The 22624-nt window shown below is 63.3% G+C and carries 16 protein-coding genes; 6 read left to right on the top strand and 10 right to left on the bottom strand.

All coding sequences use genetic code 11. The features are described 5' to 3' along the window. Nucleotides 1–80: 80 nt before the first annotated feature. The 3 genes from U4Y90_RS21840 to U4Y90_RS21830 form a co-directional block, all read right to left on the bottom strand. A complete protein-coding gene (locus U4Y90_RS21840; RefSeq protein WP_321797648.1) occupies nucleotides 81–1424 on the bottom strand; it encodes an MFS transporter in 1344 nt (447 codons plus the stop codon). A gap of 85 nt (nucleotides 1425–1509) precedes the next feature. Next, on the bottom strand, nucleotides 1510–3708 hold the full coding sequence (locus U4Y90_RS21835; protein WP_321797647.1) for an acetate--CoA ligase family protein: 2199 nt from the start codon (nucleotides 3706–3708) through the stop codon (nucleotides 1510–1512). Between the two features lie 8 nt (nucleotides 3709–3716). Continuing rightward, nucleotides 3717–4913, bottom strand: coding sequence for an acyl-CoA dehydrogenase family protein (locus U4Y90_RS21830; protein ID WP_321797645.1), 1197 nt, complete (start codon nucleotides 4911–4913; stop codon nucleotides 3717–3719). Between the two features lie 145 nt (nucleotides 4914–5058). Here U4Y90_RS21830 and U4Y90_RS21825 point away from each other — a divergent pair, with 145 nt between their 5' ends. Next, a complete protein-coding gene (locus U4Y90_RS21825) occupies nucleotides 5059–5907 on the top strand; it encodes an IclR family transcriptional regulator (protein ID WP_321797643.1) in 849 nt (282 codons plus the stop codon). 69 nt (nucleotides 5908–5976) lie between these two features. On the opposite strand, the gene U4Y90_RS21820 is transcribed toward U4Y90_RS21825, so the two are convergent. The 3 genes from U4Y90_RS21820 to U4Y90_RS21810 are packed head-to-tail and all read right to left on the bottom strand — an operon-like array spanning nucleotide 5977 to nucleotide 8198. Beyond that, nucleotides 5977–7389, bottom strand: coding sequence for a DUF2252 domain-containing protein (locus U4Y90_RS21820; protein WP_321797641.1), 1413 nt, complete (start codon nucleotides 7387–7389; stop codon nucleotides 5977–5979). Beyond that, the gene (locus U4Y90_RS21815) at nucleotides 7368–7673 is read right to left on the bottom strand and encodes a hypothetical protein (protein WP_321797640.1); all 306 of its coding nucleotides are present in this window, start codon (nucleotides 7671–7673) and stop codon (nucleotides 7368–7370) included. Before U4Y90_RS21815 ends, U4Y90_RS21820 begins: the two co-directional genes overlap by 22 nt. Nucleotides 7674–7685: 12 nt before the next feature. Beyond that, entirely contained in the window at nucleotides 7686–8198 is a 513-nt protein-coding gene (locus U4Y90_RS21810) for a hypothetical protein (RefSeq protein WP_321797639.1), read from the bottom strand. Nucleotides 8199–9129: 931 nt separating this feature from the next. On the opposite strand from U4Y90_RS21810, the gene aspT (U4Y90_RS21805) reads away from it, so the two are divergent. The 5 genes from aspT (U4Y90_RS21805) to U4Y90_RS21785 all read left to right on the top strand — a co-directional run bounded on the left by aspT (U4Y90_RS21805) (nucleotide 9130) and on the right by U4Y90_RS21785 (nucleotide 17748). Then, entirely contained in the window at nucleotides 9130–10821 is a 1692-nt protein-coding gene (gene aspT / locus U4Y90_RS21805) for an aspartate-alanine antiporter (RefSeq protein ID WP_321797637.1), read from the top strand. 127 nt (nucleotides 10822–10948) lie between these two features. Further along, nucleotides 10949–12634, top strand: coding sequence for an aspartate-alanine antiporter (gene aspT, locus U4Y90_RS21800; protein ID WP_321797636.1), 1686 nt, complete (start codon nucleotides 10949–10951; stop codon nucleotides 12632–12634). A gap of 112 nt (nucleotides 12635–12746) precedes the next feature. After that, nucleotides 12747–14408, top strand: a complete 1662-nt coding sequence (locus U4Y90_RS21795; protein WP_321797634.1) for a bifunctional aspartate transaminase/aspartate 4-decarboxylase — start codon at nucleotides 12747–12749, stop codon at nucleotides 14406–14408. Between the two features lie 789 nt (nucleotides 14409–15197). Next, complete coding sequence (locus U4Y90_RS21790) at nucleotides 15198–16556, top strand: MFS family transporter (RefSeq protein ID WP_321797633.1); 1359 nt, start codon at nucleotides 15198–15200, stop codon at nucleotides 16554–16556. Nucleotides 16557–16797: 241 nt separating this feature from the next. Then, on the top strand, nucleotides 16798–17748 hold the full coding sequence (locus U4Y90_RS21785; protein ID WP_321797631.1) for a LysR substrate-binding domain-containing protein: 951 nt from the start codon (nucleotides 16798–16800) through the stop codon (nucleotides 17746–17748). On the opposite strand, the gene citF is transcribed toward U4Y90_RS21785, so the two are convergent. The 4 genes from citF to U4Y90_RS21765 all read right to left on the bottom strand — a co-directional run bounded on the left by citF (nucleotide 17742) and on the right by U4Y90_RS21765 (nucleotide 22620). Then, nucleotides 17742–19271 carry a citrate lyase subunit alpha gene (gene citF, locus U4Y90_RS21780; protein WP_321797629.1) on the bottom strand — a complete coding sequence of 510 codons (1530 nt, stop codon included), beginning with the start codon at nucleotides 19269–19271 and terminating at the stop codon, nucleotides 17742–17744. The genes U4Y90_RS21785 and citF overlap by 7 nt on opposite strands. A 130-nt stretch (nucleotides 19272–19401) precedes the next feature. Beyond that, complete coding sequence (locus U4Y90_RS21775) at nucleotides 19402–20580, bottom strand: CaiB/BaiF CoA-transferase family protein (RefSeq protein WP_321797627.1); 1179 nt, start codon at nucleotides 20578–20580, stop codon at nucleotides 19402–19404. Nucleotides 20581–20592: 12 nt separating this feature from the next. After that, a complete protein-coding gene (locus U4Y90_RS21770) occupies nucleotides 20593–21756 on the bottom strand; it encodes an acyl-CoA dehydrogenase family protein (RefSeq protein ID WP_321797625.1) in 1164 nt (387 codons plus the stop codon). Nucleotides 21757–21777: 21 nt separating this feature from the next. Further along, nucleotides 21778–22620, bottom strand: a complete 843-nt coding sequence (locus U4Y90_RS21765) for an FAS1-like dehydratase domain-containing protein (RefSeq protein ID WP_321797817.1) — start codon at nucleotides 22618–22620, stop codon at nucleotides 21778–21780. Between the last annotated feature and the right edge of the window lie 4 nt (nucleotides 22621–22624).

Here is a 22624-nt window from a genome sequence, read left to right as displayed (position 1 = left end):
ACGGCGACCCGGGGCGAGTATCGGCTTGCGTCGCACTGACTGACCACGACGCAAGGCCGACGTGCGCGGGCGGCCGCCGTTCAGGCAGGAACGCGATCGGAACGGTTGGCGGATTCGGATTGGCCCCGGTGATTCGGAAACGCCACGAGCAAAAGCGCAACGCCGATGAGCAGCACGATGCCGAGTCCGATCAGGCCGTATTCGGCACTGCCTGTCCGGCTCTTGACCCATCCGACGAACGCCGGACTCACGAAGCCGCCCGTTCCGCCGAGACTGGTGATCATCGCGATACCGCCAGCCACCGAGGAGCGAGAGAGGAACGTCTGCGGAATGGTCCAGAAGACGACGAAGCCGCCATAGGACGCGGCCGCCGCGAGCGCGAGCAGACCGACGCCCAGCGGCACGTTGCTGCCCACCACCGGCAGCAGCGCGAAGGCAAGCGCCGTGACCGCGCCGCTGACGGCGATATGCCAGCGGCGCTCCATCGTGCGGTCCGAATGCGAGCCGACCACATACGTGCCGAGCGCGGCCGCGACGAAGACGAGCGCGGTAAGCAGGCCGACATCGAGCAGGCTGGCGACGCCCAGGTCGCGAATCACGGTCGGCGCCCAGAAGCCGATGGCGTTGAACGGCATCATCACGGCGAAATACACCAGCGCCGCCAGATAGACGCGCGGATTGCCGAGCGCGCCGCGCAACCCGTCGAGATGACCGGTGTGTTTCGTTTTTTCTTCCGCGAGCAGATCCTCCTGCACGAGCGCTTTCTCGGAATCGCTGAGCCAGCGCACCTGCGACGGCGCATCGCCGAGCGTGAAATACACGACGAAGCCGAGCAGCACCGCCGGCACGCCTTCGAGCAGGAACAGCCATTGCCATCCAGGAAGACCGGCCACGCCCGCGAGGCGCGTCATGATGAAGCCCGATACGGGGCCGCCCACGATGCCGGCCACCGCGGTCGCCATCATGAAGAAGGCGGTGACGCGGGCGCGGCGCTCGCTCGGAAACCAGCAGGCGAGGTAGAAAATGATGCCGGGAAAGAACCCGGCTTCCGTCACGCCGAGCAGAAGGCGCATCGCGTAGAACTGCGTGGGCGTGCGCACGAACATCATGAGGCTCGACACCACGCCCCACGCCACCATGATGCGCAACAGCGTGCGGCGCGCGCCGATGCGCTGCATCAGCAGATTGCTCGGCACCTCGAACAGCACGTATCCGACGAAGAACAGTCCGGCGCCGAGGCCGTAGGTCGCCTCGGAGAAGCCGAGGTCGTGCATGAACTGCAGCTTCGCGAAGCTGATGTTGACGCGGTCGACATAGCTCACGACATAACAAAGAAAGAGCAGGGGAATCAGCCGGAAGAAGATCTTCCGGTAGGTCCGCTCGACATCGGCGGCGGAGCGCTCGGGTGCGGCAGGGCTGTTCATGGTCTGATCGTCTCGCGAAAAAAGGCCTGGATCGATGGCGCGCGCCCGCTGCGGGCGCGTCCTGAGAAGGCGAGGCGTGGCCTCACTATCCGTCCATCACGGTGCTTTCGCAATAGCCGGTTTCGTGAACCCCTTCCGGCGAAGGCGGCAGCGCGATGGCGCGCGCGAGCGCGTCGCCCGCGCGCACCCCCTGGCCCTGTGGCAGCACGAACAGCGGGTTGATGTCGAGTTCCTTGAGGCTCGTCTGCAGGTCGAGCGCCATCTGCGAGAGCGCGACGAGGGTCCCGGCGAGCGCATCGATGTCCGCGGCGGGTTTGCCGCGCGCGCCCGTGAGAATCGCGTGGGCGCGCAGCTCGCGGATCATCGCGTGCGCTTCGTCGTGCGTGACGGGCGCGAGGCGGAACGTGACGTCCTTGAGCACTTCGGCATAGATGCCGCCGAGCCCGCACATGACGGCCGGACCGAACGACGGATCGTTCTCGATCCCGACGATGATCTCCACCGCATCGCGTATCTCCTCCTGCAGCAACACGCCGTCGATGCGCGCGCCGGGCGCGTGACGGCGCGCGTTCGCGAGGATTTCATCGCAGGCCTGGGCGAGCGTGGCCGCGTCGCGGATGCCGGTGCGCACCGCGCCGGCTTCGGTCTTGTGCGCGATGTCCGGCGACTGAACCTTGACGACCAGCGGAAAGCCGATCGCATGCGCGGCTTCAGGCGCGTGATCGCGGTCGCGCACGAGCACGCTTTTCGGCGTATCGATGCCGTACGCGCGCAGCAGCCCTTGCGCCGCGTGCTCGGTGAGATCGCCCTGGCCTCGTTCGATGAGCGTCCGCGCGTGCGGCGCGTGGCGCGGCGCGAGCGGCTTCGCGAGGCGCGATTGCGCACGCGCGCGCCGGGCGCGTGCGTGGAGCGACAACGCCGCGAGCGCGCGGGCGCAGCGCACCGGTGTCGGGAACAGCGGCACCTTCGCTTCCTCCAGCAACGCGTACGCTTCGCGCGCCATGTCGCGGCGCGCGTTCCAGGCGACCATCATCGGCTTGTCGGTGGCGGCGAACACCCGCGCGATCGCGTCCGCCATCGCGCGCGCGACTTCGCCGCTCGCCGCCGCGGCCATGATCGTGACCGCATCGATGTTCGGATCGTCGGCAATGATCTGCAGCGTATCCGCGAAGATGCGCGGGTCGGCGAGAATGCCGGCGGTCAGATCGACCGGATTGTTCAGCGACGCGAATGCCGGCACGAGCGGCACGAGACGTTCGATCGTCTCCGGCGCGAGCGGCGGCGTCGACATGCCGTTCTGAGCGCAGACATCGGTCGCGAGAATGCCCGCGCCACCCGAAAGCGTCACCACGGCGACGCGCTCGCCGCGCGGCAGCCGCGCCATGCCGAAGGCGTTCGCGTAGTCGCCGAGATCGGCCACGTCGCTCACCTCGATCACGCCCGCCTGGCGGAACGCGGTGCGATAGAGCGCCGACGCGCCGCCGAGATTCGCCGTATGCGAGGCCGCGGCCCGCGCGCCGTCCACGGTGTTGCCGACCTTCCAGGCGAGAATCGGCTTACCCGCATCGAGTGCGCGCCGGGCCACGTCGACGAGCCGCCGCGCATCTTTCAGGCCTTCGATATACGCGGCGACGAGCGATGTCCCCGGATCGTCGATGCAGGCGTCGACGAGTTCGAGCAGGCTCACATCGGCCTCGTTGCCGGTGGTGATGAAGTGCCGCAACCCGATGCCGAGTTCGTCGGCCGCGAGCAGGAGCGCACAGCCGAAGCCGCCGCTCTGCGAGATCAGCGAGAGCGTGCCGCTGCGATACCCGACGCCGAACGGCGCGCCGAATCCCGCGTAGACGCGGCTTGCCGTGCTCACCATGCCCTGGCAGTTGGGGCCGATCACACGCATGCGATGCGCGCGCGCGATCTCCGCGCACTCGCGTTGCAGCGCCGCGCCCGCCGCGCCGCTCTCCGCGAACCCCGAGCCATAGACGATCGCATGACGGATGCCGCGCTCGCCGCATTCACGCAGCATCTGCGGCACGCGCCGCGCGGCCACGAGGATGAGCGCGAGGTCGGGCGTCTCCGGCAATGCGGCGATGCTGTCGTAACACGCGACGCCCGCAATCTCGCGGTATTTCGGATTGACCGGGTAAAGCGCGCCGCGATACCCGTGCTGCGTGAGAAAGCGCATGGGCTGGCCGCTGATCGACGTCCCATCGACCGATGCGCCGACGATTGCGATCGAGCGCGGATTCACGAGCGCGTCGAGGCGAAGTGTGGAAGCAGTATTCATGGCGAACCTCATGCGGCGCAGGCGGCTTCGCCGGCGACGCGTCGTGCCTTCATCTCCGCTGCGCGCCGCAGCGTGATCTTCGCGATGTTCAACTGATGGATCTGCGTCGTGCCCTCATAGATGCGAAAGGCGCGCACGTCGCGATAGAAGCGCTCGACGGCATTGCCCGAGAGATAGCCGCGTCCGCCGAGCATTTGCACCGAGCGGTCCGCGACCCGGCCGCACATCTCCGATGCGAACATCTTGCACATTGACGCTTCCATCGTGACGTCGTGGCCGGCGTCGCGTTTGCGCGCGGCGGCGAGGATCATCGAGCGGGCGGCGAATATCTCCGTCTGCGATTCGGCGATCAGCGCCTGAATCAGTTGAAACTCCGCAACGGGCCTGCCGAACTGCTCGCGCTGCATCGTGTAGGCGACGGCTTCTTCCAGCATGCGAACGGCCGGTCCGGTGCAGAGCGCCGCGAGATGGATGCGCTGCTTGTTGAGCACCTTCATCGCCGTGCGGAAACCTTGCCCTTCCATCCCGCCGATGAGGTTCGCGGCCGGCACGCGGCAGCCGCGCAAATGGACGTCGCCGACCGGCGAGCCCGACTGCCCCATCTTTTCGTAGGGCTCGCTCGTGGAGAGGCCCGGCATCGAACGTTCGACGAGGAACGCCGAAATGCCGGAGGCGCCCGGCTTCGACGGGTCCGTGCGCGCCAGCACCGTGAACAGGTCGGCAATGGGCGCGTTCGTGATGAAGCACTTGCTGCCGTCGAGAACGTACTCGTCGCCTTCGCGGCGTGCAACGGTCGAGAGCGCGGTGGCATCTGAACCTGCGCCGGGTTCGGTGAGCGCGAAGGCGCCCGTGATCGCGCCCGCCGCGAGGCCGGGCAGATAGCGGCGCTTCTGCTCGGGCGTGCCGTCGGCGACGAGCGCTTCCGAGCCGATGCCCGTGTTCGTGCCGACCCGCGCGCGAAACGCGACCGACGCCTGCGAGAGTTCGATCGCGCCGCGCACGAGCTGCTCCGTCGTGAAGCCGGAACCGCCGTATTCGCGCGGGATGCTCCAGCCGAAATAGCCGAGCTCGCGCATGCGCTCGACGAGATCGGGCGGCACTTCATTGGTCTTTTCGACTTCGTTTTCGCGCGGGATCGCCTCTTCGCGGACGAATCGTGCGACTCCTGAAAGCATGGCATCGAATGCCGGGTCGGTCTGGGTCATGCCTGTCTCCGCCTGATTGATCGATATGTGAGGACACTATCGGTCAGGTTCGAAGACAGGCGATCGCTTGTTCGACTATGCTGAACAGAGTTTGGATATGCGGAACGTTTTACGCAAAATGACCAGAAATGTGAGGAGAAACCCTATGACTTCGCGACATCCGACTGGAACCGAGCCACCTGCGAGCGACTACGCAGATTCGAAGGTGCGCTACGTGCCGGAGGATTTCGAAGGCGATCGCCAGTTCGCCACCACGCTGGCTCGCGGGCTCGATATCCTGCAATGCTTCACGCCGCGCGAGTCGCAACTGGGCAACGCGGAACTGGCGGCGCGCACCGGCATGACCAAGGCGACCATCTCGCGTTTCACCTACACGCTCACGCGGCTCGGCTATCTGCGCGTGAACCGGCTCAACAACAAGTTTCAGCTCGGCTCGGCGGTGCTCTCGCTGGGCTATCCGTTGCTCGCGAGCCTGATGGTCCGGCAGATCGCGCGGCCGTCCATGCGCGAACTGGCCAATCAGGTGCGCGGCTCGGTGTCGCTCGGCATGCGCGACCGGCTGAACGTGGTGTACCTGGAAAGCAGCCGCAGCGTGACGCCGCTCGGATTGCCCGCCGACATCGGGCTGAGTTACCCGATCGTGCGCACGGCGATGGGCCGCGCGCTGCTCGCGGCCATGCCGCGCGACCGGCGCGAGGCGGTGCTGAACGAAATTTCCGTCAAGACGCCCGATGAGTGGGAGACCTTCCGCGAGCGCGTGATGAGCGGCATCGACTATTTTCATGAACGCGGCTTTTGCGCCTCGTTCGGCGACTTGCGCCGCGAAGTGCATGCCGTGGCGGTGCCCATGAAGCCCGCCGCGGACGGCGAGATTCTGGTCTTCAACTGCGGCGTGCCTTCCTATCTGCTGAGAGACGGGCAACTGGAAGGCGAGATCGGGCCGCGGCTCGTCGCGATGGTCCGTGCGCTCGAAGGCGCGATGGGCGTCGTCTGAGCAAGTGGCGTTATCGGGCAGGCGATGCAAAGCAGCACCGGCAGCCAGCGGCCAGAGCGATCGTGGCCATCAGACGCGGAAATCGGCCGCCATGTCCTCGTCGCTGCGCGCCTCGAGCGTGCCCGAGCGGCACGCGCGGATGAACGTGTCGTAGTCCTTCTGGTTTTGCTCCGCATAGGCGAACGCGTATTCCGTGAGCGCGTCCGCGAAGCGGTTGCCGTTGCCGAGATAGGCCGCGATCTCCACCGCTTTGCCGCTGGCTTTCGCGTGGGCGCGCGCCAGCGCCCAACCACAGATGCGCGCATAGCCGCGCAGGATCGTGCTGCTCATGCGCTCGACGTCCGCCGACACTTTCATGTCGCGCAACTGGCGGAAGTAAAACTGCCGCCCGGCGGGCCCGGTCGTCCAGCCGAGGAACGAATCGCTCGCGGCCTGGAGCAGGCGTTGTCCGCTCACGACGCGATCCCCCTGATGAGGCGTACCTTCGCCGTGAAAGAAGCGCGATATCACCGACTGACGCGCTTCCTTGACCTGAAGGAATAGCGGCTTGCCGTGGCTGTCGATGAAAAGCATCACCAGACAGAAAGTGCCGACACTTCCGACGCCCACCACCTTGAATGCGACGTCATGCAGCGCGTACTGCGCGATCAGTTTGCGGCGCTCGGAGGACAGCGTCCGAAGGTAGTTGTCGAACGCGGCGGAGAGCTTGCCTTTCCATTCGTCGGTGTCGGACCATTTCTGCTCGTGGCCGAGCAGCGAATTCGGGCCGCCGGGATGAAACAACGCCGGCGGCGCATCCCGAATGATCCAGCGGCCGTCGGTCAGCGTGGCCATCTTGCCCAGCAGGCTTTCGTGCGTGCGGCTCGCTGCCTTTTCCATCGTCCGGTTGATGTGCTGTCGGCCTTCGGCGGTCACCGCGGCCTCGATCATCCGCTCGAAAGTGACAATCTCGTGCCAGAGTTCGAGTGCGCTGTATTCAGCGTACTGGCTCATGCGGTCCCGATACTCGTGCAAGGCCGTCGCGACGATATCCGCCAGAGCGCCGCGGTTGAATCCCATATGCTCGCCGGCTATCGCAAAGCTGGCCGCCAGCCGTTTGACGTCCCATTCCCACGGGCCGGTCGCGACTTCGTCGAAATCGTTGAGGTCGAACACGAGTTGCCGTTCTGGCGTCGCGAAGCCTCCGAAATTCAAGAGATGAGCGTCGCCGCAGACAGGAAACGCGATGCCGCTGTTCACCGTACCGGCCAGATCGTGAGCCTGAAGAATCGCGCTGCCGCGATAGAACGTGAAGGGCGACACGGACATGCGGCCGTAACGCAAGGGAACCAGCGCTTCCACGCGTCCTTTGCTGTTCTCTTGCAGGAGCTGCACAGGATCGCGGTCGGTATTGCCGATGGCCGCGTGCAGCGATCGCTTCGCGTGCCGCCGGGCATCGCGGCCCGCCGCCTGCCGCTCCTTCAAGCTCTGGACAACTGCCATTTCTGCGCACCTTCTGTGATTGGCTGCGTTGACGCGTGAGAGCCATGCTGCATGACATCGGACTGGACTTTCTCGAGTGTCAGTTCGAACTCAGTCCAGGACATGGGTTTCATGCTGCCATGCACTCTTTGCTTGTTTTCAGCCCGCCGACGAATGACATTGAGTATCGGCGCGAAGCTCGACATGCCGTCGATATCCCTTTGCCGGAGCACGCGCGCGACGACGATCGGCGTGGCCGGCGTGAACAGCCAGGCTCGAATATTCTTCGGATCGTCGAGCCGCATTGCAGCATCGGGTCAATCGCGCGGGGGCGGAAGCGGTCCGAAGAATATCGCCTTGAGTTTCCCGCGGCCGATCACGCGGGCCAGTTCGGCGATCACGCAATAGTTGAATATCAGGGTGACGAGCAGAATCTGCACGGCCCAGAAGCGCGGCCAATTGATTTCGGTCCACAGTGCGTGATTCGCCGCGATAACACTCGGCGCTTCTTTCCAGTAGTCGTAAAGCCGCTCCAGAAAATGGACGAAAAGTGCGACGAGCGCATACATCAACGTCTTCCAGGCGACGTTCCAGATCAGCGGCTTGTCCGGGAAACGATTGATGAACGGAAGCATGTCGGCGACCAGCACCGATTTGCCAAGAATGAGCGACGCAATCAGAACCGACGCCGACGACTCGACCGAAACTCCGGTGCCGCGGATCATCAGCGCACGAATCAGCGCGACGATATGCAGGATCACGAAGAAGAAGATCGTAGGCGGAAGCGCCTTCATGAGTTCGTGTTTGAGCTTTGCTGGGATCGTGCTCATGATGTGAGACTCCCGTGTTGCGCGTCTGTTGCGATCAACGCTCCGGCGAGCGTGGCAGCGGCGAATGCCTTTATCTTCATGCTGCATCTCCAGGGAATGAAGAAGCGCTGTAGTAATAGTTGCGCGGGCCTTCGTTTTCCGTCGAGCATGAATTTCCGCGTTCGAACACTTTACATGTCTTGCGCGACGCCCGGCTAGCGGAAAGCATAGGCGACTGCGACTCTGCAGCTGAGCTGATTACGCGTTTCGCGCCGAGTCACGATAGGGCTATTCGCGGCGTTGCGCGCAATGCGCTGGTAGCGGAGCATCACGCCGCCGCAACAGTGCTCGCGGTCCATGTCGCCGTCGCGTGTGGGAGCGGCTTCTGGCTCGGATTGTTTCGTCAAAAACTTCTTGCCAAGCGCCGCCGAAATCTATATCGATTCGACTACTTGCCAAAGCAAAGCCCGAGCTTTTTCGATATCGATTCCAATCGATGTGATTGCAGGCTTTCAAGGCGCCTGCGTCAGTCGACATCCGGGGGTGAAAACGCAGACGTACATGAATATCCGACACGCAAGGCATAGAGCGAAGTCTGTTGCGATGCGCTTCGAAGCCTCGAAGCATCGCGCCGATTTTCTGGTTCCATTTCTGCGCGAGTTGAATGGACGACGTCCTCTTCACGGGGGGAACAGAGGTATCGGGCGATCATCATCGCGCTGTCACTCGCATTCGACGCGGACATCGACAGTCCGTGGGACCGAATCATTCGCGCCGCTCCTGATGATCCGACAAGACTGATGAACTCCCTCGAGTAATGGCCGATGGTCGACGCGGAGCGAGCAATGCCATCTGCGAGGAACTGGCACAGGTTCGCATTGTGTCCGGGACCCGCGCGCGCGGAACGACGCAAAGTACGAGTAAGGACGCAATCAACAAGGACCATCCCTAAATGATCACCGAGTTGCTCAAGTCTCAACCGGAGATTGCGCTGTTCGCGAGTCTTGCACTCGGATATCTGATTGGTTCCTTCAAGATCGGTCCGATCCAGCTCGGCGGCGTGTGCGGCACGCTGATCGTGTCGCTGCTGCTCGGGCAGACGGGCGCGCGCCTGGCGCCCGATCTCAAGAACATCGCGTTTGCGCTCTTCATCTTCGCGCTCGGCTTCACAGGCGGCCCGCAGTTCTTCGCCAATGTCGGACGCGGCTGGCGCTATGGCTTGCTGTCGGTGGTCGAAATCGTTTCGGTGCTCGCGCTCGTATTGCTCGCCGTCGCGGTGCTGCATCTCGATCCGGGCACGGCGGCCGGGCTGCTCGCGGGCGCGGCGACGGAATCGGCCGTGATCGGCACGGCGTCCGAAGCCGTGGCGAAGCTTGGCCTGTCCGACGCCGACACGTTGCGCCTGCAAGCGAACATCGTCACCGCGTACAGCGTCAGCTATCTGTTCGGGCTTATCACCATCGTACTTTTCACGAGCCAGTTCGCGGCGCTGCTCATGCGCGTGAATCTGCGCGAAGAAGCCGAGCGCGTGTGGCGCAAACTCGGCGGCGGCGATTCGCTGGGCGAAGGCGAGCGGCTCGCCGCGCCCGCGCTGGTGGGGCGCGCGTTCCGTGTCCGCGAGGCGGCGGGCGTGAGCGTCGGCGCATTCGAGGCGCGCTACGGCCAGAACCTGACCATCGAGCAGATCGAGCGCGACGGCGCGCCGCTCGCCGTCGCGCCCGGCCTGACCCTCGCCGCGGGCGATCTCGTGTTGATAAACGGGCGGCGCGAGGCGCTGATCGAGGCCGCGCCCGCGCTCGGCGAGGAAGTCGCGTCGGGCCGCCATTTTTCGACGGCGCTCGCCGACACGGTCGACGTTGTGCTCACGCGCAAGGACGCCCACGGCGCAACGATCCGTCAGTTGCGCGAACGCGCCGATCCCGTGCAGGGACGCGGCATCTACATCGCGGCCGTGACGCGGCTGGAGAACCGCGTGCCCGCGCTGCCCGGCACCGAGCTCAATCGCGGCGACGTGCTGACGCTGGTCGGTGCGAAGGCCGACGTGCTGCGCGGTGCGCAGCGGCTCGGCTACCTGCTGCCGGCCACTTTGAAGACCGACTTCGTCTATCTCGGTCTCGGCGTGCTGGCCGGCATGGCGATCGGCCGGCTCTCGGGCACGTTCGGCGGCGTCACGCTCGCGCTCGGCACCGGCGGCGGATGCCTGTTGTCGGGCCTGCTGTTCGGCTGGGCGCGCTCATTCCATCCGATGGTCGGTTCGCTGCCACCGGCAGCGGCGCAAATCCTCAAGGACTTCGGGCTCGCGACCTTCATCGCCGCCGTCGGCCTCTCGGCCGGGCCGGACGCGATCAAGCTCGTGCACCAGTACGGTCTCGCGCTGCCGGTCGCCGGCATTCTGATGGTGCTGGTGCCGGGCCTGCTGTCGCTATGGATCGGCCGGATGTTCCTGAAGCTCGACCCGCCGATGCTGCTCGGCGCGATCGCCGGCCAGCAGTGCAGCACGCCCGCGATCAGCGCGCTCGTCGGGGTGACGGGCAATTCGACGCCCGTCATCGGCTACACGATTACCTACGCGCTGTCGAACATCCTGTTGCCGCTGATGGGTCCCGTGGTCGTCGGACTGGCGGCGCAGTTTTCCGGGCGATGAAGGAATCAGCATCGAATGACCGCGTGAGCCGGAAAGAGTCACGAGGGCAGGGGCTGCGGACGGTAGTGCCACCTCGTCCGCCGCGTTTCGTCGCGGGAGATCCGCGCGTTTTCATCGAGAGGGCACGATGGACTGGATACACAACATCTTTCACAAGTCACCCGAGATAGCGTTGTTTCTGTCGCTGGCCGTGGGCTATTACGTCGGCCAGATCAATTTCGGCAAGTTCCAGCTGGGCGGCGTCGGCGGCTCGCTGCTGGCGGCCGTGGTGATCAGCCAGGCGGGCGTATCGATCGACAACGGCGTGAAAGCCGTGATGTTCGCCGTGTTCATCTACGCGGTCGGCTACGACTCGGGGCCGGGCTTCTTCAACTCGCTGAATCGCAGGACGCTGCGGGAAATCGCGATGGCGGTGTTTCTCGCGGTGTCGGCGCTCGTGACCGTCATCATCTGCGCGAAGATCTTCCATTTGAACAAGGGGCTGGCCGCCGGCCTCGCGGGCGGGGCGCTCACGCAGTCGGCGATCATCGGCACGGCGGGCGATGCGATCGCGCGTCTCGGGCTGCCGCCCGAGCAGGTCAAGTCGCTGCAGTCGGATGTCGCGATTGCGTATGCGGTGACCTACGTGTTCGGCTCGCTCGGGGCGATCATCGTATGCGTAAACATCCTGCCGAAGTTCATGGGGCGCGACCTGCGCTCGGCCGCGCTCGATGCCGAGGCGAAGCTCGCGGGCGGCACGCCGTCGCGCGCGCCGGGGCAACTGGCGGCGCTGCCGGAACTGGTCGGGCGAGCGTTCAGGGTCGGGCCGGCGGCGGGGCGCAAGGTCTCCGAAATCGAAATGTCGGCGCAGGATTTCGTGTCGGTCGAGAAGATCCGGCGTGCCGGCAAGGAGATCGAGCCGGGGCCGGACGTCGTGCTCGCGGCCGACGACGTCGTGCTCGTGGTCGGACGGCGCGAAGGCATGGTGCCCGTCGCGCCGAAAATCGGCATCGAGATTTCCGACGTGACCGATGTCAGCGCGGTCATGCAGACGCGCCAGGCCGTCTTCACGGCGAAGGGCCTGAATCACACGACGATCCAGAAAGTGCGCGAGACCGTCGACCGCGATCTGCGCCACGGCGTCTTCCTCGAAAGCATCACGCGTGTGGGGCAGCCGGTGCCGATCCTGCCCGAAACCCAGCTCGAACACGGCGACGTGCTCACCTATTTCGGCTCCGCGAAGGACACGAAGCGCGCGGTGGAGGCAACGGGCTACGAGCTGCCGTACTCGATCAAGACCGACTTCATCTATATGGGCGTCGGCATGGTCGTCGGCCTCCTGATCGGGCTGATCGTGGTCAATGTCGGCGGCGTGCCGCTCACCCTCGGCTCGGGCGGCGGCTGCCTGCTCGCGGGTCTCGTGTTCGGCTGGATGCGCGGCAAGCACCCGATGTACGGCGTCATGCCGCCCGCCGCGTCGCGCCTGTTGCAGGACTTCGGGCTGGCGGCGTTCGTCGCGGTGGTCGGCTTGAATTCGGGACTGCAGGCGGTCACGACGATCAAGGAGCTCGGTCTCACGATCTTCCTGCTCGGCGTGGTCGTGACGATGGTGCCGCTGCTGCTCACGATGCTGTTCGGCCGCTACGTGCTGCGTTACGACAACGCGGCGATTCTGGCGGGCGCGCTGTCCGGCTCGCGCAGTGCGAATCCCGCATTCGGCGGCGTGCTGGACAAGGCCGAAAGCGCCGTGCCGACCGTGCCGTTCGCGATCACCTATGCGATTGCAAACGTGCTGCTGACGTTGCTGGGACCGCTCGTCGTCGGGCTGGTCTGAAACCGCCGATGCAACGGCAGCGCGCGCAAGGACCAAAAACCGGGGCGTCCGCCGGGCAGCTCGCATGAACGTGCCCGCGCCCGGGCATCCCTCTTTCACTGGAGAACGCATCATGGCAAAGGAAAAACAGGGCAACGGACAAGGCGGCGACAAGTCGGCACTGCAGACGCTGAGCCCGTTCGAACTGAAGGACGAACTGATCAAGGCCGCGGGCGGTGGCGCCGTCGAGCGGCCTGCGAACGTTTCGATGCTGAACGCAGGGCGCGGCAATCCGAACTTCCTGGCGACGATTCCGCGTCATGGCTTCTGGCAGCTCGGGCTCTTCGCGATGCGCGAGTCGGAGCGCTCGTTCGCGTATATGCCCGAAGGTGTCGGCGGCTTTCCGAAGCGCGAAGGGCTGACCGAGCGCTTCGAGTTGTTCCTGCGCGAGAACAAGGGCGTGCCCGGCATCGCATTCCTCGCGGGCGCGGTCTCGTATGTGCGCGATCAGCTGGGACTATCGGGTACCGACTTCCTCTACGAAATGTGCGAAGGCATTCTCGCGTCGAACTATCCGGTGCCGGACCGGATGTTGAAGCTGTCGGAAGTCATCGTCGGGCAGTATCTGCGGCGCGAGATGATCGGCAAATATCCGTTCGTCGGCGAGTTCGACATCTTCGCCGTCGAAGGCGGCACCGCCGCGATGACGTACATCTTCAACACGATGAAGCAGAATCACTTGATCAATGCAGGCGATACCATCGCGCTCGGCCGCCCGATCTTCACGCCGTATATCGAGATTCCGACGCTCAACGACTACGAATTGAACGTCGTCAACCTGGATGCCGATGTCGAGAACAACTGGCAATACTCGAAGGCGGAGCTCGACAAGCTGCGCGATCCGAAGGTGAAGGCGTTCTTTCTCGTGAATCCGAGCAATCCGCCTTCCGTGAAGATCAGCGACGAGAGCCTCGAATATATCGCCGAGATCGTGAAGGAGCGGCCCGATCTGATCCTGCTGACGGACGACGTGTACGGCACATTCGCCGACGATTTCGTATCGCTGTTCGCGCTCGCGCCGAAGAACACGATTCTCGTGTACTCGTATTCGAAGTATTTCGGCGCGACCGGCTGGCGTCTCGGCACGATCGCGACGCACAAGGACAATATTCTCGACAAGCTGATCGCCGAGCTGCCGAAGGACGTGAAGAAGATTCTGCACAAGCGCTACGAGTCGATCACGACGGAGCCGGACAAGCTCAAGTTCATCGACCGGCTGGTCGCGGACAGCCGCACCGTCGCGCTGAATCACACGGCAGGCCTGTCGACGCCGCAACAGGTGCAGATGGTGCTGTTCTCGCTCTTCTCGCTGATGGACACGCCCGATGCATACAAGGATGCGCTGAAGCGTCTGATCCGCAATCGCAAGCGCGCGCTGTTCGAGGAAATCGGCATCGCGTTCGACGAGAAGGATGCGAACCAGGTCGACTACTACACGATCATCGACATGGAGTATTTCGGTGAGCGCGCGTATGGTCGCGAGTTCGTCGACTGGTTGCTGAAGCACACCAAGTCGTCGGAGCTGCTGTTCCGGCTCGCGGCGGAGGCGCGCGTCGTGCTGCTGCCGGGCATGGGATTCGGCACGAAGCATCCTTCCGGGCGCGTGTCGCTCGCGAATCTGAACGAGTCGGACTATCGGACGATCGGGCGTGCGATCCGCAAGCTCACCGACGAGTATGTCGCGCGCTACAACAAGGAGACTGGCAAGAAGATCGAGAGAAAGGAGGTCAAGTGAGCGCGCAGTGCGCTATCGAATGAAGGACGTCCCACTGCTCCGGCATTCGCCGCGAGCGGCGGGACGCTAACGGTCAAGTATGCGAAAGGCCGCGCAATGTGTTGAATGTGGTTTGCGCGGCCGGAGCGTCGGGCACGCGATAGGCGAGTGCGTCGCCTCCTGTCGTCGCTATGCGGTGCGAAAATGCCATGCACACGGGCTGACCGTGCAATCCGCCGCATGCAATAGCCGCCGCGTCACCATCCCATCGCGGTCGTCGAGACCGTTCGCGCTCGCGCGCCTTCAGGCGCTCGCGAGCAAACTCAGACGGGTTTACCAGTAAGAGAGTTTCCGGGCATAGGTTCGACCTATGTGCGTCAAATGAAACTCGTATTTCCGCCGTGCCGCGCTTTCCAATAGAGTCCACGTAACCCGAAGCCATTTGCGGGTCGGGCAAAGTGGAGGCATCAGTGAGCGACATCCGGCAGGGCAGGCGCGAGAACCTCGGAACGGGGTCCTGTTTGCTCAATTCACCGCAGCGACTGGCGCGCTGTCCCGTCGGCTAACGACCCGAGGAACGCGTCGTCTGTCTTCGCCTGATGCCCGGCGACGACTTCGACGCCGCTGGCGCGTGCGTGTCGAGCAAGTCGACACGGTGACAACGTCAATCAAATAAGTCATCCGGTGTTTTAAAAAATCCGATTCGAATCGGTTCGGACGCGCGAGCGGTAGAGCTTGCTCTGAGATGCATGGGGCGGACGATCCTTAAAAAATGGATCCGCCGTCTAATTAGAATTTCAGGAGACACGAATGCAAAAGGATTTAGGCCATATTGGAATCAAAAGCGATTCGTCGGTCGCGTCCACTCCGTTTTCCATTCGAGTGAGGGGAATCATCGGAGCCTGCTCCGGTAACCTCGTCGAATGGTTCGACTTCTTCGTCTACGCGTACACATCAATCTATTTCGCCGCTGCATTTTTCCCGTCCGGCAACCAGGTGAGTCAACTTCTGGCGACTGCCGGTGTGTTTGCCGTGGGATTTTTCATGAGGCCGCTTGGAGGCTGGATATTCGGATGGATTGCGGATACCAAAGGCCGAAAAGTGTCGATGATCATCTCCGTCTTCATGATGTGCGGCGGCTCGTTGCTGATCGCTCTATTGCCGACCTATCAGACGATCGGATTTGCCGCACCGGTGCTCCTCGTGGTGGCCCGTCTGATCCAGGGCTTGTCCGTGGGTGCGGAGTACGGGACTGGAGCGACATATCTCAGTGAGGCGTCTGTTACCGGGCGCCGGGGCTTCTTCGGTTCTTTCCAGTATTTCACGATCATCTTTGGGCAGTTGCTTGCCTTGCTCACGATCGCCATTCTTCAGCACACCCTCTCGCTTGCGGAATTGAAGGAGTGGGGATGGCGAATCCCGTTTTTCCTGGGCGCGGCAAGTTCGATTGTGGTTGTCTATCTTCGGCGCTCAATGGTGGAGACCGCATCGAGGCAGGATATGAAGCGTAAGGAAGCAGGCTCCCTTTCCGGATTGCTGCAGCACAAACGCGCCGTGCTTCTTGTGCTTGCGTTCACCGGAGGCGGCTCGCTGTATTTCTATACGTTCACGACCTACATGCAAAAATTCCTGGTTGTTTCAGCCGGCATGTCGCCACAGGTCGTCAGCTTTGTCATGACTGGCTCGCTCATCTGCTTCATGATTTGCCAGCCGATTCTCGGTTTGGTTGCAGACAGGATCGGAGTCAAAACGCATATGCTGCTTTTCTCAGGGCTCGCGACTTTACTGGTTGTGCCGATCCTGTTCGCGTTGAAGTCGGTCACGAGCCCCTATGTCGCCTTCATGCTCGTTGCAGCGGGCTTGTTGATCGCATCGTTTTACACGCCGATTTCCGGCCTCGTGAAAGCCGACCTTTTTCCGCCGACGGTGCGGGCGCTCGGTGTCGGATTCCCCTATGCGCTGGCAAATGCGACTTTTGGAGGAACGGCCGAGTATGTGGCGCTCACCTTGCGCTCGGTGAACGCCGAATCGACTTTTTTCTATTATGTCGCGGCGCTCACGGCAATCACCTTCGTGGCCTCGATGCTGATGCCGGACCTTGGCAAGCACGGTTATCTGGATGGTAACGGAGAGATCGAGGCCAACACCGGGATGAGGAAACAACGCTAACAAGCGGCGAAGGTCCGCATCGGACAACGTGAATCAGGACAGAGTCGGCCTTCGCAATGCGGCGTGCTGGATAGGATCACGAGATGTTGGCACCGGCGTCGCAGTGCAAGCCGATCGTCCATCCGGAAGGCTGCGGCGGGCCGAATTATCCGACCACGTAGCAGGCCACAGACCAATGTCCGCGGCGTACAATGCCTTTCATTTCAACGGCCGAGGCGCTGACTGATCAGCCTTATAGCTTATGGACGTCCGCCAGCTGCGCTATTTCGTCAACATCGTCGATTACGGCAGCCTCGGCAGGGCCGCGGAGAAGTTATACGTCGCCCAGCCTTCGTTGAGCCAGCAAATGGCGCGCCTCGAAGAGGAACTCGGCGTTCCGCTTCTGCTGCGCAGCAATCATGGCGTCACGCCGACTGCGGAAGGCAACTCGCTCTATCGGCACGCACGGCTCGTTTTGCGCCAGATGGAGCAGCTCAAACAAGAAGTAAGCAAAGGTGGCGGGCCGGAGTCGGGCACTGTCGCGCTCGGTCTGCCTACCACGATGGTTTCCGTTCTCGCCGTGCCGCTCTTCGAGAGAGTGCAGGACAAGTATCCCGGCATCCGTCTGCAGTTCTTCGAGAGCATGAGCGGCTACCTCAATGAGTTGCTCGCAAACGGCAGACTCGATCTCTGCATACTTTTTCGCGAGTCGGACACGCCGGGTATCGGCGCGCTGCCTGTTCTGGACGAAACGCTGTACTTGCTGGGAGAGCCGGACATCGATCTTCCGCCGCGTTCCAGCACATGTCCGCTGGCGCGGCTCGCGGGCGTCAAGCTGGTCGCACCTGGCGTCGCGAACGGATTGCGCCTGTTGCTCGAGCGCACGTTCTCCAGCGAGAACGTCGAGTTGAACATCATCGCGGATATCGACTCCTTGCCGTCCCTGCTGCTCATTGCACAGTCGGGGAAAGCGTGCACGATCTTGCCGGCTTCCGCCGTCGCGCAGCTCGATTCATCGCGTCTGCCGCGCATGCGCAAGATAGTCGATCCGATCATTCGCCGGCCGGCCAGTATCTGCTGGCCGAACAGCATGCCGATGCATGCCGCCACGGTCGCCGTGCGGCAGACCTTGCTCGAACTGATCGCCGAGCTGGTAACGCGAGATGAGGCGTGGAAGGGAGTGTCGCTGCGCGTTCAGGGCAACGCTCAGTAAGTGCGGCGCACTATGTCGATGATCGATCCATCGCGATATTGCTGAAGTGCTATGACAGGCGCATCGTCGATTGCACGCGTGGGCCGTCTGTCTTCGCCGCTGGCTTCGATCGCCAGATCGTGAAGACGCGCGATCGATACCGTATCGATCCCGGCGCTTTTCAGCATGTCTGCAAGATCGTCGCGCGCCGGATTGACCGCGATGCCCGCCTCGGTCACGACGACATCGACCGATGCGCCCGGCGTCGTTATCGTACGCACCGACTCGACGATTTTCGGATTGACGCCCGCGCGAAGACGCGTCGTGACGATGGCGAGCCTGGCGCCCGCGGCGGTGTCGCTGTGCCCGCCGGAACCGCCGATGATGCGTCCGTCAGCGGTCGTCGTGACATTCACGTTGAAGTCGAGATCGACTTGCGCGGCGCCGAGAATCATCGCGTCGAGGCTTTCAGAGACCGAACCGCGCGTCGAAGGGCTCGCATACATCGAAGCCGACATCGCCTGGTGTCTGTGATTCCTGCGATAAGACTCGACCGCGCGCAGATCGAAGCACTGTACGTCGAACAGGGCATCGAAAAGCCCGGCTTCCAGCATCCCGACGATTTGCCCGGTGATGCCGCCCGATGCGAAGCTTCCCTTTACACGGCGGCGGCGCATGCCGTCCTCGACGAACCTGGCCACCGCCAACGAAACGCCTCCCGCGCCTGTCTGGAACGAAAAGCCGTCGTCGAGCAAGCCCGCAGCTTCGATGACTCGCGCAGCGGACTTCGCGATATCGAGGCCGACGGGATCTTCCGTAATGCGCGTCGTGCCCGAAACGATGCGCGCCGCGTCGCCGATGCTCTCCACCGTGACGACGAAATCCACGCAATCTTGGGCGATGTCGATGGGGCAGGCAGGATACTTCACCAGATGGTCGGTTACGGCGACAACCCGTTTGGCATGGCGAGCATCGACCATCGCGTAACCGAGCGTGCCGCACGCGTTCGGCCCTGAAACGCCGTTGATGTTGCCGCGGTCGTCGGAAGCCGGGGCCGCGATGAACGCAACGTCGATCGCAAGCTCGCCGCTCTCGATGGCACGGGCCCGCCCCCCGTGCGTTTGCAGCACGGCGGGCACGCACAGCGAGCCCCGGCCGATGGCGTCGGCGACCGGCCCCGACACGTAAGCGGTGTGAATGCTCCGAATGACGCCGGCTTCGATGAGCGCGACGAGCGGCTCATGCACCGGAAAGATCGAGCTTGGCGCGATCCGAAGATCGCGAAGGCCCATGCGCGCGGCCTCGGTCAGAACGAGGTTCATCACATGATCGCCGTTGCGCAGATGGTGATGGAATGACAGCGTCGCGCCATCGCGAACATCGCATGCGGCAAGCGCGCCGCGAATGTCGGCGAGCCGTTTCGGATTGCCGTCGCTCGCCGATTTGCTACCGCCGCCGCGCGCCATCGACGGTGAGCCGTATGGGCGCAGGTCACCGATTCCGTCGATGAAATTCGGAAGCTCGCGTCCAGGCACATTGCGCATATTGCGTCTCCGTTGCGGGCATGAGACGCGGGATTGCGCGCCTTACCGGAAGGTTGTGCAACGATACGACCATTCTCTCTTGGCCGCTCGAGAAGTTACACCTTGATTCGTCGCCCCGGAGTGATGGACCTCAGATCGCGGCGGCGCTCCGCATTTGCGCTATCGCGCGGCCGTCGAATCCGAGTTCGTTCAGGATCGAGACCGTGTGCTCGCCCAAAGCGGGCACTGCGTCCATGCGCGGCCCATCCTTCGCGGAGACGCCCGGCGGATAGAGCGCGGGCATATCGCCCGCCGCGGTTTTCACGCGCGTCCAACGGCTCCGGGCATCGAGTTGCGGATGCTTCCAGACAGCGTGCATGTCATTCATACGCGCATTGGCGATGCTCGCTTCTTCGAGCCGCGCGATGACGACTTCCGCCGAGCAAATCGAGAACGCATCGACGATGATCTGCGTGAGCGCATCGCGGTTCTTCGTGCGTCGGCTATTCGACGAGAAGCGCTCGTCTTCCGCAAGCTCGGGGCGCGCGATTACGATAGTGCAGAAGCTCTTCCATTCGCGCTCGTTCTGCAGGCCGAGCATCACGGTTTTGCCATCGCCGGCAGGGAAGGGGCCGTATGGGAAGATCGTCGCATGAGACGCGCCTGCGAGTGCCGGCGCGGGCTGGTCGTCGATCGAGTAATAGAGCGGATAGCTCATCCACTCGACCATGCTTTCGAGCATCGATATGTCGATGTGCTTGCCGAGCCCTGTTCGGCCACGTTCGATCAGTGCGGCGAGAATGTTCGTGTAGCCGTACATGCCCGCGGCAATGTCCGCGATCGAGCATCCTGCTTTCGCAGGTTGGCCCTTCGAGCCTGTGATGCTCAGGAATCCCGATTCGCTCTGGATGAGCAAGTCATACGCCTTCTTGTCCCGATACGGACCGTCGAGACCATAACCGGATATGTCGCACACGATCAGGCGCGGATACCGCTTGCTCAATGTCTCGAAGTCGAGCCCGAGACGTTGCGTCGCGCCGGGAGCAAGGTTCTGAACGAACACGTCCGCGTCGGCGAGCAGCGCATGGACGACTTCGATCGCGGCTGCCTGCTTCACGTCCAGCGTGATGCTTTCCTTCGAGCGGTTCGTCCAGACGAAGTGCGACGCGAGGCCTGAAACGCGCTCGTCGTAGTTGCGCGCGAAGTCTCCCGTTCCAGGCCGCTCGACCTTGATGACGCGCGCGCCCAGATCCGCGAGCTGGCGCGTGCAAAACGGGGCGGCGATCGCATGCTCGAATGTGACGACCTTGATGCCTTGAAGCGGACGCATGTCAGTACCTCGTCAGAAGGAACGCGGCAGACCGAGGATGTGCTCGGCGACGTAGGACAAGATGAGATTCGTCGAAATCGGCGCCACCTGGTAGAGACGCGTTTCGCGGAACTTGCGTTCGACATCGTATTCGGACGCGAATCCAAAACCGCCGTGAAATTGCAGACACGCGTTCGCGGCTTCCCAGGACGCATCGGCAGCAAGCAGCTTCGCCATGTTCGCCTGAGCGCCGCAGTGCTGATGCGCGTCGAAAAGCTCGCATGCTTTATAGCGCATCAGATTCGCCGCTTCGACGTTGACCAGCGCCCGTGCGATCGGGAATTGAACGCCCTGGTTCTGACCGATCGGCCGACCGAAGACGACGCGTTCCTTGACGTACTGCGAGACCTTGTCGATGAACCAGTAACCATCGCCGATGCATTCCGCCGCGATCAGCGTGCGCTCCGCATTGAGGCCGTCGAGGATGTACTTGAAACCCATGCCTTCCTCGCCGATCAGGTTTTCGGCCGGAATCTCCAGGTTATCGAAGAACAGCTCGTTGGTCTCGTGATTGACCATGTTCGGGATCGGCCGAACCGTCATGCCGTGACCGATCGCTTCGTGCAGATCGACGAGGAAGATCGACATGCCTTCACTCTTCTTCTTGACGTCGGAGAGCGGCGTGGTGCGTGCAAGCAGAATCATCAGGTCTGAATGCTGGATGCGCGAGATCCAGACCTTCTGGCCGTTGATGACGTATCGGTCGCCCTTGCGTTGTGCGGTCGTCTTGATCTTCGTCGTGTCGGTGCCTGTCGTCGGCTCTGTCACGCCCATCGATTGCAGGCGCAATGCGCCCGAAGCGATCTTCGGCAGATAGCGTTCCTTTTGCGCTTTCGAGCCATGCCGGAGCAACGTTCCCATGTTGTACATCTGACCGTGGCATGCGCCCGAGTTGCCGCCGGAACGGTTGATTTCTTCCATGATGACCGACGCTTCCGTCAGGCCGAGGCCCGAGCCTCCGTATTCCTGCGGAATCAGTGCGGCGAGCCAGCCGGCTTGAGTGAGCGCATCGACGAAGGCTTCCGGATAGGCGCGTTCTTCATCGACCTTGCGAAAGTATTCGGATGGAAATTGCTGACAGAGATCGCGCACGGCATCGCGAATGTCCTGATAAGCGTCGGCGGAGGTATTGAACATGATGAAATCTTCCAGGGCGTGTCAGGCAAGCGTGGCGCGGGCGGTCATGCCGATCCACCCTTCGTGGTCCATCGACCACAACTCGACCGTCTTTCCATCGGCTGAGGGTTTGCCACAAAGATGAAGGGCGTTTCCGGCGAAGCACGGGCGCATGGCCTTGAAGGCAAATTCGATGATGCGGCCATCGGGACGCTGCCTGCGCACGAGATCGAGAAGGAGCGTTGCGATCAGCGGGCCGTGCACGACGAGACCGGGATAGCCTTCGACCCCGGTGACATACGGTTTGTCGTAGTGGATGCGATGACCGTTGAACGTCAGGGCGGAGTAGCGAAAGAGCAGCACCTCGTCGGGTACGACGGTTCGTTGCCACTCGGCGTCATCTGGCGCGGCCGTCGGCGCGGGTGCAGGTGCGCCGGGCGCGGCCGGCTCGCGATAGACGATATCGTGCTCTTCTTCGATGCAAGGCACGCCGTCGCAGGCAATGTGATGCGCGACCGTCACGAAACCGAGCCTGCCGGTTCTTCCTTGCTTCTCCGTAACATCGAGAATGCGCGACTCGCGCACGATCGGCTTGCCGACGACGATCGGCGATTTGAAGCGAAGCCGTCCGCCTGCCCACATTCGGCGCGGCAGGCCCAGATCAGGAAGGAAATCGCCCTTGCGCGGATGACCGTCCTCCGCGATCAGCGACTGCGCGACGAGCGGACGGAAGAAAATCCAGTGCCACAAGGGCGGAAGGGCTTCGCCGTCGAGCGGCGGCGTCGGGTAATCGAGCGTGGCGCTGAGCCCCGCTGCGTGTGCGGGCGCCGCGAAATCTGCGGCGGTTTCGGTACGTTCCTGATCGGCGTCGGACCGGCTGTTCATGCTT

The sequence above is a fragment of the Caballeronia sp. J97 genome, assembly GCF_905220305.1.
Lineage (GTDB): Bacteria > Pseudomonadota > Gammaproteobacteria > Burkholderiales > Burkholderiaceae > Caballeronia.
Note: the sequence above shows the minus strand (reverse complement) of the source record. Positions and strands in the feature narration are given on the sequence as shown.

Excerpts from the sequence above, each read along its gene's own strand:
- U4Y90_RS21785 (WP_321797631.1), top strand. The coding sequence starts at position 16,798 with ATGGACGTCCGCCAGCTGCGCTATTTCGTCAACATCGTCGATTACGGC.
- citF (WP_321797629.1), bottom strand. The coding sequence starts at position 19,271 with ATGCGCAATGTGCCTGGACGCGAGCTTCCGAATTTCATCGACGGAATC.
- U4Y90_RS21775 (WP_321797627.1), bottom strand. The coding sequence starts at position 20,580 with ATGCGTCCGCTTCAAGGCATCAAGGTCGTCACATTCGAGCATGCGATC.
- U4Y90_RS21790 (WP_321797633.1), top strand. The coding sequence starts at position 15,198 with ATGCAAAAGGATTTAGGCCATATTGGAATCAAAAGCGATTCGTCGGTC.
- U4Y90_RS21820 (WP_321797641.1), bottom strand. The coding sequence starts at position 7,389 with ATGGCAGTTGTCCAGAGCTTGAAGGAGCGGCAGGCGGCGGGCCGCGAT.
- U4Y90_RS21770 (WP_321797625.1), bottom strand. The coding sequence starts at position 21,756 with ATGTTCAATACCTCCGCCGACGCTTATCAGGACATTCGCGATGCCGTG.
- U4Y90_RS21825 (WP_321797643.1), top strand. The coding sequence starts at position 5,059 with ATGACTTCGCGACATCCGACTGGAACCGAGCCACCTGCGAGCGACTAC.
- aspT (WP_321797637.1), top strand. The coding sequence starts at position 9,130 with ATGATCACCGAGTTGCTCAAGTCTCAACCGGAGATTGCGCTGTTCGCG.
- U4Y90_RS21840 (WP_321797648.1), bottom strand. The coding sequence starts at position 1,424 with ATGAACAGCCCTGCCGCACCCGAGCGCTCCGCCGCCGATGTCGAGCGG.
- U4Y90_RS21835 (WP_321797647.1), bottom strand. The coding sequence starts at position 3,708 with ATGAATACTGCTTCCACACTTCGCCTCGACGCGCTCGTGAATCCGCGC.
- U4Y90_RS21810 (WP_321797639.1), bottom strand. The coding sequence starts at position 8,198 with ATGAGCACGATCCCAGCAAAGCTCAAACACGAACTCATGAAGGCGCTT.
- U4Y90_RS21830 (WP_321797645.1), bottom strand. The coding sequence starts at position 4,913 with ATGACCCAGACCGACCCGGCATTCGATGCCATGCTTTCAGGAGTCGCA.
- aspT (WP_321797636.1), top strand. The coding sequence starts at position 10,949 with ATGGACTGGATACACAACATCTTTCACAAGTCACCCGAGATAGCGTTG.
- U4Y90_RS21795 (WP_321797634.1), top strand. The coding sequence starts at position 12,747 with ATGGCAAAGGAAAAACAGGGCAACGGACAAGGCGGCGACAAGTCGGCA.
- U4Y90_RS21765 (WP_321797817.1), bottom strand. The coding sequence starts at position 22,620 with ATGAACAGCCGGTCCGACGCCGATCAGGAACGTACCGAAACCGCCGCA.
- U4Y90_RS21815 (WP_321797640.1), bottom strand. The coding sequence starts at position 7,673 with ATGCGGCTCGACGATCCGAAGAATATTCGAGCCTGGCTGTTCACGCCG.